The sequence below is a fragment of the Vibrio sp. 1S139 genome (assembly GCF_041439475.1).
GTDB lineage: Bacteria > Pseudomonadota > Gammaproteobacteria > Enterobacterales > Vibrionaceae > Vibrio > Vibrio crassostreae_C.
The window spans coordinates 10,057-23,715 of sequence record NZ_JBGOOD010000024.1; the positions used below are offsets into that span (position 1 = coordinate 10,057).

Sequence of the window (13,659 nt, forward strand, 5' to 3'; positions counted from 1 at the left end):
TTTGGTACGCTTGCTTTCAAGATGAAGGGAATCAAGGTGAATAGAAGCAAGGTACAGGAAATAAAGTGGCCGCCAGTAAATCATTATTAGTGTAGGGCGTTCGCTGTACGGCCACAGGTCAGAGGGACCATTATTCTGTGGTTCAAAGTAACGCCGTAAAGTACAAAACTCGTACGCGCTCCTGAACTCGTGGGCGCATAGTAGCGAGGCGATCCGAATTGATCCGTGAGAGAGATCGCACTAACTATTAACAAATCAGCGTAGGACGTAAATTGAATGACGTTTTCCACGCTAGGTCACATTTGTAACAACATATTTATCAGAAGGCAGTAAGGCATGACGACCACAAGCAGTGTTCAGGTAATTGCTCCACAGACACTCAATACCATGACGTTTCCACTTCATGGCGCGCGTTTAATTGAAGCATCGGCGGGTACTGGTAAAACATTTACTATCGCTGGCTTGTACTTACGCTTACTGCTCGGACACGGCACGGCAGCACCAACAGGAGAGCTTACAGAAGCTACCCGACATCATGAGCCACTTACCGTAGATCAAATTCTGGTGGTGACTTTTACCGAAGCGGCAACCGCAGAGCTGCGAGATCGTATCCGTGCACGAATCCATGATGCACGCATTGCGTTTGCTCGCGGGCAAAGTGATGACCCAGTGATTGCGCCTCTGTTGCAAGAGATCGAAGACCACGCAGGCGCTGCGAAAACACTGCTCAATGCCGAAAGGCAAATGGATGAAGCGGCGGTCTACACCATTCACGGCTTCTGTCAGCGTATGTTGACTCAAAATGCTTTTGAGTCTGGAAGCCGCTTTGATAACGAATTTGTGACCGATGAAAGCCACCTAAAAGCACAAGTAGTTGCTGACTATTGGCGTAAACAGTTTTACCCGCTGCCCATTCAACTGGCTGGTGAGGTTCGTAATATCTGGGGTTCACCGGCTGCATTATTAGCAGACGTAAATCGTTATCTGACAGGATCTCCGCTGAAATTGACGGTAGATGCGATGTCGGGCGACTTGCAAACTCTGCACAACCAAAACCTAGATAAAGTGAAGCAACTTAAAGCGCTGTGGTGTGAATCCGAAGCGGACTTTTTGGCTTTGATCTCTGCTTCGGATGTGAACAAGCGTAGCTACACTAAGAAATCTCTGCCGACATGGTTAGAAGCTGTGACAGCATGGGCGCAGAGCGACACTCATGATTACCAGTTTCCAGATAAACTAGAGAAGTTCTCACAAGCAACGTTAATTGAAAAAACACCAAAAGGCGTCGCACCTCAGCATGCCGTTTTCGAAGCGATTGAAGATTTCTTAAATCACCCAGCCGACTTGAAAGCTCCATTGCTGGCACATGCGATTACCCATTGTCGAACTATGCTAGCAAAGGCGAAACAGCAAAAGCAGTGGTTATCATTTGATGATTTGTTGACTCAGTTATCTGCGTCGATTGATGTCGATGAGCAGTCCTTGCTGGTGGAAAGAATTCGCACACTCTACCCAGTTGCAATGATCGATGAATTCCAAGATACCGATCCGCTGCAATACAGTATTTTTAGCCGAATCTATCTCGATAATCCGCAGTGCGGCTTGTTTATGATCGGTGACCCGAAGCAGGCTATTTATGGCTTTCGTGGCGCAGATATCTTTACCTATATCAAGGCGAGAAACCAAGTTAGTGCTCACTACACCTTAGGCACTAACTGGCGTTCAAGTGCCGATATGGTCAGCGCAGTAAACCAAGTTTTTATGAACTCGGATAGCCCGTTTATCTACGATCAAGACATTCCATTCTTGCCCGTTGCTGCCAGTCCATCGGCCGACAAACGCCAATGGGTAATGAACGGAGAAACTCAGCACGCACTCACCTTTTGGCTGCAAGAGGCTGAAGACAAGCCGTTACCAAAGGGCGAATATCACAAGGCAATGGCAGAGGCGACGGCGAGTCAAATTCAAACCATTCTGACCGCTTCTCAAAATCAACAAGCCTATTTTGATAACGGCAAAAAACAACATGCCGTGAATGCGGGTGATATTGCTGTTTTGGTTCGAACCGGTAGTGAAGGTCGTCTGATTAAGAACGCGTTGTCGGAACAAGGCATTGCGAGCGTGTATTTATCCAACCGAGACAGTGTGTTCACCAGCTTGGTCGCACAAGATATTCAACGTTTGTTGCAGGCGGTGCTGACACCTGAAAATGACCGAGCATTACGCGCCAGTTTAGCGTCGGAGTTGTTTGCTCTGGATGCCGCATCATTGGATGAACTCAACAACGATGAAGTGGTGTGGGAAAACGTCGTTAACGAGTTTAGAGAATATCGTAAGTTGTGGCTTCAGCGCGGCGTGTTGCCAATGCTTCGCAGCGTGATCAGTAAACGACATCTCGCGGAACGCTTACTGGAAGAAGAAAATGGTGAGCGCTCACTCACTGATTTAATGCACATTGGCGAATTGTTGCAACAAGCAAGACAAGAACTCGACAGTGACTATGGCTTGTTGCGTTGGCTGGCTGAAGCAATCTCAGATGCACAAAATGGTTTAGGTGGCAGTGACGACGACATTCAACGCCTTGAATCAGAAAGAAACTTGGTTCAAATCGTTACCATTCATAAATCGAAAGGCTTGGAATATGACTTAGTATTTTTGCCGTTCGTTGCAAGCTATCGTGAAGCGAGTGAAGGTAAGTTCTACGACCATGATTCAGACACCACAGTACTCGATATTACTGGCAGCGACAGTGCCTTAGCGCAAGCCGATAAAGAACGACTAGCGGAAGATTTGCGCCTGGTTTATGTAGCGCTGACTCGTGCGGTTTATGGCTGTTTTATTGGTATAGCGCCACTGCGTAAAGGGCGTTCAACCAAAGAACCGACAGGCGTGCATTTGAGTGCGATGGGCTACTTGGTTCAAAACGGACAAGAGCAGGGTATTACCGAATTGCATCAAGCTCTAACGGCAATTGAAGGCAAAAATTCAAGTGTGCTGTTAGCCGAAACACCAACCGCTCATGAACAGGTGTTTGTACAAACAGAGCAAGTGAGTGACGACTTACATGCCAGTGAACTTAAGGCTTCAATTGACCGAGCTTGGCGTATCACCAGTTACTCGGGGCTTGTCAAACAGGGCAGTCACGGTGCGAGTCATGACGCGACCATTGAGGTGTCTGGTTTTGATATTGACTCGGCTGATGAGCAGGATGAGTCTGAGTTGATTGAGCCTGAACGCTCTATCTTTACGTTCCCTCGTGGTGCTCGCCCAGGTACTTTCTTACACACCTTGTTTGAGGAGGTTGAATTTACCGAGCCAGCAACCAGTGAACATAACACGCAAGTAATCACTCACTTATTAGAATCAGAGCAATATGAATTAGAGTGGCTACCTGTGCTTCAGCAACTGGTCGATACAGTGCTGAACACCGCATTAGACGGCAAGAACTTAAAGCTAAGCGAGAAAGACTCGACGCAACGTTTAGTTGAGATGGAATTCTTACTGCCGATCGAAGTATTGGCTGCATCTGAACTGAATCAAACCATTCAATATCACGATCCATTGTCAGCCAAAGCGGGCGATCTAGGTTTCCAAACCGTGCAAGGTATGTTGAAAGGCTTCATCGATTTGGTGTTTGAGCACCAAGGTAAATACTATGTACTCGACTGGAAATCGAATCACTTAGGAGATGATGTTGCTGTCTACCATGGCGAGGCATTGAAATCGGCGATGGCCGACCATCGCTATGATTTGCAATATCAAATCTATGCATTGGCGTTGCACCGTTTCTTACGCAGCCGCGTTGCCAATTACAGCTACGAACAACATTTTGGTGGCGTGTACTACTTGTTCTTACGAGGAATGGACGGCCAATCTCAGCAAGGTATTTTCTCGGCGAAACCAACACTGGCTTTACTTGATGAAATGGATCAATTGATTGACGGTAAAGTGATAGACAGACGTTCGGCACAATTGAATGACGATGAAACTGGACAGATGGGGCTTTTATAATGACAACAACGACCACTAATACCGGCATAGATACTGCGAACACAGCAAAGCCAGTTTCACTTATTCCTGAGCAACTGATGGATGTACTCCAGTTTCTTGCGGATAAGGGTTCTATTCGTCAGTTGGATTATCAATTTGCCCGTTTTCTTGCTCAGCAAGCCACGAGCTACCCTCAAGAGATCGGCTTTCTCGCGGGGGTAGTGAGCCATGAATTAGGCAAAGGACACATTTGTACTCAGCTTATACAGCAGCATACGACAGGCCCTGAACTAGCGGCAGATCTTGCTCAGTTACTTGGGTTATACGGTGAAACTGCACTGCAATTGAACCAAAAACTGTTGGGTATTGATTGGGTGGCTGTGCTTCAATCATCAAACTTAGTGGGAACGACCAACGATTGTGTTAAGCCTCTAATGTTCGATGGGCAGCGTGTCTATTTACAGCGTTATTGGAACTACGAAGTTGTGTTGGCTGAGACCTTAAACCGTTTAAGTAAGCCGGTAGAGTTCAATACTGAGCAGAAAAAAGCGCTGACTGAAACGCTCAATCTGCTTTTTGCACGTAGCTATCATTTTCTGTTTAACGCCTTAGCCAGGGCTGAAGCAAATCAGCAGACGTCTCAGGTATTACGCCAACAATTGGTGTGTGACCATCTTGATATTGTGAATGAGCAGGCTTTAGATTGGGGATCAATCGACCAAGCGATTGTACAAGCTAAGCAGGTGACGGACTTAGATGTGTTGGACGACTTGGTGCCGTTATCGGCATGTTTGAACTGGCAAAAAGTCGCGGCAGCGGTGGCGCTGAGTCGTCGTTTTGCGGTGATTTCTGGTGGGCCGGGTACTGGTAAAACAACCACGGTAACCAAATTACTGTCGGCGATGGTCGAGCAATCTCTCAGCCAAGGTAAAACACCAACGATTAAGCTAGTGGCACCAACGGGTAAAGCGGCGGCGCGTTTAACCGAGTCGATCGGTAAAGCAATTGAACAGCTGCCATTAGCGCCTGAAGTGAAAGCCAACATACCGACCGAATCGAGCACCTTACACAGATTACTCGGCGCGATTCCTAACCGTGCTGAGTTTAGGCATAACCGACGCAATCCACTCCACCTTGATATCTTGGTAGTGGATGAAGCTTCAATGGTTGATCTGTCGATGATGTATAAGCTGGTGGATGCACTTCCTGAGCACGCAAGGCTCATCTTATTGGGTGATAAAGACCAACTCGCTTCAGTAGAGGCAGGTGCTGTGCTCGGTGATATCTGTTCATTCAACTCTGCAGGGTACAGCACAGCGCAAGGCAATTTGATTGCAGAGATGACAGGTTTTGATGCGATAGCTAAACCAAGACAAGACAAAGCTGGAGCGGTGAATCCGCCTGCGATTGCGGATAGCTTGTGTATGCTGCAGAAGAGTTATCGTTTCGATGCGCGCTCCGGTATCGGTCAGCTGGCAAAAGCAATCAATAATGGTTCTGCGAATCAAGTAGACCAAGTGTTTGCCAAAGGTTTTGGCGATATCGAAAACCACCCTCTGTCGAGTGACAGCTATAACCTGATGCTGCGTACTTTGGTTAACGAGTATGGTGCGTACCTCAATAGAATGAATGTGCCGTTGGAAGAGTTAGAAACTCAAGAAGCGAGAGCGAAATCGGTACTCGATTTGTTCAGCCAATGCCGACTGTTGTGTTCCATTCGTGAAGGGGATTTTGGTGTTAAAGGCCTCAACCACAGAATTGAAAGAGCACTGGCCGCAAGGCGTTTGGTGAGCCCTCATAATGATGAGCTGTGGTATCACGGACGTCCTGTTATGGTGACGCGAAATGATCATGGCTTGGGTTTGTACAATGGTGATATTGGTATCTGTATGCTTGAGGCGGGTTCTAGTCAACCTGACTTAACCCCTCGTTTGAAGGTCTATTTTGAGTTGCCCGATGGCAGCGTAAAAGCTGTGCTACCAAGCCGAGTGCCCGATCATGAAACGGCTTATGCAATGACAATACACAAATCTCAGGGTAGTGAATTTGATCTGACCTTAATGATCTTGCCGCCAGATTTCAGCCCTATTTTAACGCGGGAGCTTATCTATACAGGTATTACACGTGCGAAGAAACGACTGATGATGTTCAGCGATACAAATGTGTTGAAGCGTGGGATTAAGGTGAAAACAGAGCGAGTGAGTGGTTTAGGCAGTCGCTTAACGAATTAGTCGTTATGGACGGCTAGAGAAGGTTTTGAACTTAGGGCTAGACAAACACAAAGCAACCATCCTTGGTTGCTTTGAGCGTTATTAGGAATCAGAGCCTAAAAACGCTCGAGTAAACGATATGTGGTTTATCTTGTACTTTGCTTGGCAATTCAAAATAAACTCTTTTAGATTCTCGCTAACAGGGAACACGCAGTGTACGTCTAGCCCTTCTAAGAATTGGTTATCAGCCATATCCCAAAAACTTTGCAGCGAGTTACAAACAATGGTTCTCATATCAATATTGCTCTTTTTGCTCTTTTTGCTGTTTATATTAACGAGCAGAGCTAATGTTAGCGTGCTGGCCGTCAACGGGTATAGCAATCCGTGCAGTGACCACCTCAATGAGTTCGACATGACTATCGAGATGGCAATTCCAATAAAAACATTTGTTAAGATTATTAAAGCGTCTAAATTCTATACAATTATACGTGTGAGTGAAAGTGCATAGTTAATAAATTTCATATAGAAAACGATTACATTTGCAATTATTTTTCCTTTGAAGTGAGATTTTAGTCCAAAACTTTATTTACACATTTAACGCTAAGATTTTTGAGTTACGTTGATAGTTGTACAGCCCCTGTTTTTCCATCGGTAGCTCATCAACTCCGATCTCGTAAAACCCTTGTTCACGGAACCAATGCAGGCTATGTGTGGTTAAAACGAAAATTTGGTCGATATCACGAGACTTCGATTGATGACGCATGTAGTCCAGTAATATTTGCCCGCGGTTGCCATCACGATAATCAGGATGAATAGCCACGCACGCCATCTCCGCCATATGATCTTCCGGGTATGCGTAAAGCGCTGCGCAACCGATAATCAGCCCGTCTTTTTCAATAATGGTAAATCGGTGGATTTCTTGCTCTAGCTGTTCTCGAGAGCGGCGCACTAAGATGCCTTGTTCTTCAAGAGGGCGAATAAGGTCAAAGATGCCGCCAATATCGTCGATCTGAGCTTGTCTTACTTGCTCGGCGCTCGCCATCACTACTTGGGTTCCAATACCATCGAAAGAGAACAACTCTTGGATTAATGCGCCATCTACCTTGTAGCTGATTAGATGACAACGAGGCACACCAGCTCGACAAGCGGAGATCGCTCCTTTCAAGAAGCGCAGTGTTCCTGTGCTCATGTCTTCGGCAGGATTTTGAGATTCCGTTAATCGTTCTAGAATTTGCTTGGCATCTTTAGGGAAGAGTTCGGCGAGCACGTTACCGCGTTCATCTGTTACCCCTTGTTCGGAGCAGAAGCCAATCAGCTTGTCGGCCTTTAGACGAATAGCAACTTGGGTAGCGACCTCTTCAGAAAGTAGGTTAAAGCTTTCGCCTGTCACGGAGCTGGCAATAGGGCCAAGCAGTACAATTGAACCTTGGTCAAGCGTGCGATTGATCCCTTCGATATCGATTCGACGAATACGCCCGCTGTGGCAATAATCCGTACCGTCATCCACGCCAAGCGGTTGAGCCGTAATGAAGTTACCACTCATAACATTGAGTTGAGTGCCTGCCATCGGCGTGTTGTTTAAGCTCATTGAGAGGCGTGCGGTGATGGCAAGTTGAAGCTGTCCAGCAGCCTGCATAGCGACGCCCAAAGAATATTCATCAGTGACCCTAATATTCTTGTGATAAGGCGTATGGCAATCTTGCTTGGCGAGCAATTGGTTGATCTGCGGTCTTGCCCCGTGAACGAGAACAATCTTTACTCCAAGGCTGTGGAGCAAGGCTATATCACTAATAATGTTACCAAAGTTCCTGTCGGCAACGGCTTCGCCTCCCAGCATAATGACCATGGTTTTGCCACGGTGAGCATTTACGTAAGGGGTTGATTGTCTGAAACCTTTTACTAGCGCTGTACTTCTTAATTTCAAAGAACAAGTCCATTTTGTTTATTTATTCGACAATTTAGCATTTAAATTCAAATGTAAACAACACCTTTTTGGAATAAAGCGCAAACTATTCTTATCTAGGCTTCAATATATAAACTGTCTCAGTGTAGAATGCGCATAGCATCCTTATGAGTAGTCACCGAATGCAACAAGCTCCAGCAACAAAGAACAAAATCGATGAGATAACCAAAGGTCTCTACAGCGAAGCTGATCAGCGCAATCAATCTAAGTTGAAGCGTAAGATCATTGAACGTTGTTTAATGGTTCTAGCCTTAGTGGGTTCGTTTGCGGTGGTTTCTTTGTTCGGCGATGTGCTTTCCCGAGTGCAAAATGCGGCGACGCCCGACAATCTGATATACGGCACTTGGATAGAGCAAGATGTTGCACATTATGCGACCGATGAGTTTGTTCTGAATGCTAATGGTGTGTCAGTTCGTGGGTCTGTTGTTTCGACGAGCTTTGACTTTGATGGAAACTACTTTGAATACAAGGCGGGTGATAAAACCTATCGCTTCCGCATGACCAATTCTGACAATACAGAAATGGTGCTCGATTCTGACAGTCACTACAATCCCATCTTCCGCCTTAAGGGCCATATCGATAACTCCGTCCGATAGGTTATCTTCTTGTAAACTCTTACAATCTAAGATTGTGTTATCTGACTGTTTTTGTCATCCTCGATGCATAGAATTTTTAGGATGACTCTTGTGATTAAAAAATGGCTTCCCCTTGTCGCTGCCTCTTTGTTATTTGGCTGTGCTCAACCCACTGATCTTGCTCAGCAACACCTTGATGACGAATTTCCTCGCACCTTGAATAAGGTCGATCAGGTTGAATCCAATAAACCAAGAGACTACACCGCATTTGCAGAACAAGCTGAGATGGTGGTTTCTAAATCCCCTTCGATGGCTAAAATCTATGAGCCGCTTTATCAACAACTCAATGAGTGGGCGATGCTGAGTGGAGATCCAAGCGAGCTAGCGAATTTTGGCGTTCAAACCGCTCAACTAGGTGGTGGTGATAAACAAGGCAATGTTTTGTTCACGGGCTACTTTTCTCCTGTGATGGAGCTGCGCCACGAAGCGAATGAAGAATACCGTTACCCTGTTTACGGGCTTCCTGAGTGTGGCAAAGAGTGTCCAACACGCGAAGAGATTTACAACGGCGCATTAGAAGGTCAAGGCCTTGAGCTAGGTTATTCAGCAAACCGCATCGACCCATTTATGATGGAAGTGCAGGGCAGTGGATTTGTGCACTTCGGTGATGATGACACGCTGCAGTATTTCGCCTACGCGGGTAAGAATAATAAAGCTTATGTGAGCATTGGCCGTGTTCTGATTGAACGAGGCTTAGTTCCACGCGAAAAAATGTCGCTAAAAGCAATCAAAGAGTGGGTATTGGCAAACGATCCTGAAGTAGTGAAAGAGCTGCTTGAGCAAAACCCTTCTTTCGTTTTCTTTGAAGCGAGAGACGACCTATCGGTAATGGGCAGCGCGGGCATTCCTCTATTACCGATGGCGGCGGTTGCGGGCGATCGCTCTATCTTGCCTATGGGGACGCCGATTCTTGCTGAGGTTCCACTACTGAATGCTGATGGTACTTGGAGCGGCGCTCATCAACTAAGACTGCTATTGGTTTTGGATACGGGCGGCGCGGTTAAGCAAAACCATTTGGACCTTTACCACGGCATGGGCCCTCGAGCGGGTACAGAAGCGGGCCATTACAAGCATTTTGGTCGTGTGTGGAAGCTCGGTTTAGATGGCAGCGCAACTGAAGCGCCTTGGGCTTTGCCTCCTGAAAAGGTTGAGTAAGCTACAATAAAATAGGGCATTGAAAGCGAATCGCTAATCCCCTAGACTTTTTATTCAAGAGTGCGTATAAAACGCACTCTTTTCTTTTTCTCAGAAATAAATTGGCGGCAACAATGCGTGAATTGACCACTCCAGCTTCAGAAAACTATGACCAACGATTTGGTGGCACCCGTCGCCTATATGGCAATAGTGAAGTCGACATACTTAGAGCAGCACACGTGTGTGTGATCGGTATTGGCGGTGTAGGTTCATGGGCGGTTGAAGCGCTTGCTCGTACTGGTTTAGGTGAGCTGACTTTGATCGATATGGATGATGTGTGTGTGACCAACATCAACCGTCAGATCCACGCAATGTCGGGTACCGTTGGTAAAAGCAAAATTGAAGTGATGGCAGAGCGCGTTAAGCTGATTAACCCTGAGTGTAAAGTTAACCTGATTGACGACTTCATCGGCCCAGACAATCAGGCTGAATACCTGTCGAAAGAGTTCGACTTTGTATTAGATGCGATTGACAGCATGAAAGCTAAGGCTTCACTGTTGGCATATTGTCGTAGCAACAAAATTAAGGTGATCACCACTGGTGGTGCGGGTGGTCAAATCGATCCGACTCAAATCAAAGTGGCTGATCTGACGAAGACGATTCAAGATCCGCTCGCGAAGAAGCTAAAAGATACCCTTCGTCGTCATCATAATTTCCCTAAGAATCCAGCACGTAAGTTTGGTATCGATTGTGTGTTCTCAACTGAACAGCTGAAATACCCTCAAGCTGACGGCAGTGTCTGTGCTGCGAAAGCGACAGCAGAAGGTCCAAAACGTATGGATTGTGCGACGGGTTTTGGTGCGGCAACAGTTGTAACGGCGACGTTTGGTTTTGTAGCTGTTTCGCGTATCGTTGAAAAGCTGATTCAAAAGCACGCTAAGTAACGTCTTTTACTCAATTAACAATCGACTGGATATTAAAATGACCACATTCCCAAGCTCTCCATTCGGCACTGAAATTACCAGTGATGATATCGTCGCGAAGATGCAGACATTCAGCGGCTGGGAAGACCGTTATCGCCAAGTGATTCAATGGGGTAAGAAACTGCCAACGATGCCTGATGAACTGAAAAGTGAGCAGGTGATTGTCTCTGGCTGTGAAAGCCAAGTGTGGGTGGTTTCTCAAAATATCGACGGTGTTTGGCACTTTTGTGCTGATTCTGATGCGCGTATCGTTCGCGGTCTGATTGCATTAGTGATGGCTGCGTATGATGGAAAAACATCAGAGCAGGTTCAAGCGTTCGATATTGATGGTTACTTTGAACAAATCGGTCTAATTACCCACCTTAGCCCATCTCGCGGGAACGGATTAAAAGCGATCGTTGCTCAAATCCAAGAGCTAAGTGCTTAATATCTCTTAGATACACAGAAACGAAAAGGGTTGACGCTAAACGCCAACCCTAAATAATCTCGCTACAGCATATCAACAGCTTTTTCTATCGCAACGATAAGCTTATCAACGTCATCCATGTTGTTGTAAATACCAAATGAAATTCGAACCGTTCCTTTTACATTAAGCGCATCCATCAATGGGTGAGCACAATGATGCCCTGCACGTACCGCGATCCCTTGCTGATCCAACAGTGTCGCTATATCTTGATGGTGAACACCATCCATCACAAAAGTAATCACACTTGCGTTAGGTTGATACCCTAAAATCTGAATGTCATCCAGTTTACTGAGAGCAAGATAAGTCTCGTGTTGTAGTTGGTGGATATGATTTTCGACATCTTGTTGTACAAAACCACTTAACCATTCTATTGCGGTGCTTAGTGCTATGGCTCCTGCCACATTTGGCGTGCCCGCTTCGAATTTGCCTGGCAGTTCTGAAAAAGTAGTGCCAGAGAAAGAGACGCGCTCGACCATTTTGCCACCACCATGCCAAGGTGGCATCGCTTCTAACAATTCAAGCTTGCCGTAAAGCACACCGATGCCCGCAGGGGCATAGAGCTTGTGTCCAGAGAATACGTAGAAATCCGCACCTAAAGCTGCAACATCAATAGGCTCATGGACGATGCCTTGCGCGCCATCGACCACAACAATCGCATTCATCTTGTGTGCTTTTTCTATGACAGCTTCAATTGGCTGACGAGAACCCGTTACGTTGGTTACCTGAGCTAATGCAACAATCTTGGTTCGTTCATTTAAAAGCGTATCAAACGCGACTAGGTCAAATTCGCAATCCGGTGTCATCGGTACTTTAACGACTTTAGCCCCGGTTTGTTCTGCCACAATTTGCCAAGGAACTATGTTAGCGTGATGCTCCATTTCACTCACTAAGATCTCATCGCCAGGCTGAAGGGTACTTCTTGCATACGTTTGAGCAATTAGGTTGAGCGCTTCGGTTGCACCGCGAGTCCAGATGATCTCTTTTGAAGAGCTTGCACCGATAAACTGAGCGACCTTATCTCTGGCAGCTTCAAACTGACTGGTCGCGTTCGCTGTTAAGCTATGGCTACCACGGTGAACATTGGCATTTTGTTTGGAGTAATATTGGCTAATGGCATCAATAACTACCTGAGGTTTTTGTGTCGTTGCCGCGCTGTCTAAGTAAATCAATGGTTGTTGATTGATGGTTTGTGATAGCGCAGGAAACTGCTCTCGGATGTGATTGATATCAAGCATCTATTCTTACCTAAAATCTTGGAAATTGGTGCCAGCGTTATGCTTAGCGGTATTGTTATTTTATCGCGACTTGTTGACCGTTGCTGACTAATCTTGATGATTCCAGCTATTTTCTTGCTCTTTGACCTGATTGAACAGCTTTTGGTTAACAGGAACTTCTATCTGATGTTTAAGCGCTGTTTTTATTAGGTGTCCAGTGATGAAGTCGATCTCTGTCTTACGCTGATAAAACATATCTTGCTGCATTGAAGAGTAGTTCTCTGCCGTCGCTAGGATGACGCGTTTGACGCTTGCTGCTAATTCATCGAATGAACAGGCGATCCCTTCTGCTTGCATCACTTCTGTCAGTTCTTGAACTATCGAACGCAACACCCCCTCAAATTGGTGATCAGCAAGTTCGCCATTCTTAATCTGCTTGAGCCCAGTGAGTGGATTTATGGCACAGTTAATCGCGAGCTTAGTCCAAAGCGCAGTTTTTATTTCAGGGTTCCAGCTTACCTCTGGCAGGGCATGGTTGAGGACATCAACTAAAAACGTGCATTGCTGACCGACTTGGTTAAAAGCACCCAATTGGGTGTGGCCTAACCCTGTATGAGATACATGATTACGGCTGGGTTTGAATGCGGCTTGAGTCGTGGTCGCCAATACAACGGGGTAACCATCGACTTGAGTAGCAATATTATCGACCGCGCCCATTCCATTGTGCATGAACATGAGAATGGTGTCTGGGTCGAGATGTTGGAGGAGCGGAGTCGTGGCTTCTGCTACTTGCCAAGCTTTGACCGTGAAAATAACCAAGTCACTCGCTGATAGCTTTTCGATATTGTTGTTACTGAAGGAAAGGGAAGCTTGTCCATCAAGTGATAAGTCAATTGAGTTATCTGTGGAACGACTCCACAAAGACACATTATGACCAGCTTGAAGCAGTTTTATTGCCCATAAAGAGCCGATGGCCCCTGGCCCAACAATAGTGATGTTCACAGCAATACCGAGATAAGAAAGTGATGCTGCAAGGATAGCGAGGCATTAAATGAAAGCAATAA

Annotated in this window: 10 protein-coding genes; 6 read left to right on the forward strand and 4 right to left on the reverse strand. The window is 46.1% G+C overall.

The genetic code is table 11. The annotated features are described in order from the left end of the window. Positions 1-336 precede the first annotated feature (336 nt). Positions 337-4,011 carry an exodeoxyribonuclease V subunit beta gene (gene recB / locus ACED46_RS10115; RefSeq protein ID WP_371721376.1) on the forward strand — a complete coding sequence of 1,225 codons (3,675 nt, stop codon included), beginning with the start codon at positions 337-339 and terminating at the stop codon, positions 4,009-4,011. Further along, positions 4,011-6,221: an exodeoxyribonuclease V subunit alpha gene (gene recD / locus ACED46_RS10120; protein ID WP_017064195.1), complete on the forward strand. Its 2,211-nt coding sequence runs from the start codon at positions 4,011-4,013 to the stop codon at positions 6,219-6,221. The genes recB and recD overlap by 1 nt, the downstream gene beginning before the upstream one ends. Before the next feature lie 81 nt (positions 6,222-6,302). Here the strand turns inward: recD and ACED46_RS10125 are convergent, their stop codons facing one another. Next, entirely contained in the window at positions 6,303-6,494 is a 192-nt protein-coding gene (locus ACED46_RS10125; RefSeq protein ID WP_046224581.1) for a hypothetical protein, read from the reverse strand. 292 nt (positions 6,495-6,786) lie between these two features. After that, positions 6,787-8,124 carry an amino-acid N-acetyltransferase gene (gene argA / locus ACED46_RS10130; protein WP_017064194.1) on the reverse strand — a complete coding sequence of 446 codons (1,338 nt, stop codon included), beginning with the start codon at positions 8,122-8,124 and terminating at the stop codon, positions 6,787-6,789. A gap of 161 nt (positions 8,125-8,285) precedes the next feature. Between argA and ACED46_RS10135 the strand changes: the two genes are divergently transcribed. From ACED46_RS10135 to csdE, 4 genes are all read left to right on the forward strand, one after another. After that, complete coding sequence (locus ACED46_RS10135; RefSeq protein ID WP_017064193.1) at positions 8,286-8,759, forward strand: DUF2850 domain-containing protein; 474 nt, start codon at positions 8,286-8,288, stop codon at positions 8,757-8,759. An 81-nt stretch (positions 8,760-8,840) separates the two neighbouring features. Further along, complete coding sequence (gene mltA, locus ACED46_RS10140; RefSeq protein WP_017059898.1) at positions 8,841-9,953, forward strand: murein transglycosylase A; 1,113 nt, start codon at positions 8,841-8,843, stop codon at positions 9,951-9,953. A 113-nt stretch (positions 9,954-10,066) separates the two neighbouring features. After that, positions 10,067-10,876 (forward strand): tRNA cyclic N6-threonylcarbamoyladenosine(37) synthase TcdA, encoded by an 810-nt coding sequence (gene tcdA / locus ACED46_RS10145; protein WP_017059899.1) that lies wholly within the window; start codon positions 10,067-10,069, stop codon positions 10,874-10,876. 37 nt (positions 10,877-10,913) lie between these two features. Next, entirely contained in the window at positions 10,914-11,342 is a 429-nt protein-coding gene (csdE, locus tag ACED46_RS10150) for a cysteine desulfurase sulfur acceptor subunit CsdE (protein ID WP_371721377.1), read from the forward strand. A gap of 62 nt (positions 11,343-11,404) precedes the next feature. Here the strand turns inward: csdE and csdA are convergent, their stop codons facing one another. After that, on the reverse strand, positions 11,405-12,616 hold the full coding sequence (csdA, locus tag ACED46_RS10155) for a cysteine desulfurase CsdA (RefSeq protein ID WP_371721378.1): 1,212 nt from the start codon (positions 12,614-12,616) through the stop codon (positions 11,405-11,407). 87 nt (positions 12,617-12,703) lie between these two features. Next, positions 12,704-13,597, reverse strand: a complete 894-nt coding sequence (panE, locus tag ACED46_RS10160) for a 2-dehydropantoate 2-reductase (protein WP_371721379.1) — start codon at positions 13,595-13,597, stop codon at positions 12,704-12,706. Between the last annotated feature and the right edge of the window lie 62 nt (positions 13,598-13,659).

Bases quoted from the DNA above. Each gene is read 5' to 3' on its own strand.
- recB (WP_371721376.1), top strand. From the start codon at position 337: ATGACGACCACAAGCAGTGTTCAGGTAATTGCTCCACAGACACTCAAT.
- recD (WP_017064195.1), top strand. From the start codon at position 4,011: ATGACAACAACGACCACTAATACCGGCATAGATACTGCGAACACAGCA.
- ACED46_RS10125 (WP_046224581.1), bottom strand. From the start codon at position 6,494: ATGAGAACCATTGTTTGTAACTCGCTGCAAAGTTTTTGGGATATGGCT.
- ACED46_RS10135 (WP_017064193.1), top strand. From the start codon at position 8,286: ATGCAACAAGCTCCAGCAACAAAGAACAAAATCGATGAGATAACCAAA.
- mltA (WP_017059898.1), top strand. From the start codon at position 8,841: ATGACTCTTGTGATTAAAAAATGGCTTCCCCTTGTCGCTGCCTCTTTG.
- tcdA (WP_017059899.1), top strand. From the start codon at position 10,067: ATGCGTGAATTGACCACTCCAGCTTCAGAAAACTATGACCAACGATTT.
- csdE (WP_371721377.1), top strand. From the start codon at position 10,914: ATGACCACATTCCCAAGCTCTCCATTCGGCACTGAAATTACCAGTGAT.
- csdA (WP_371721378.1), bottom strand. From the start codon at position 12,616: ATGCTTGATATCAATCACATCCGAGAGCAGTTTCCTGCGCTATCACAA.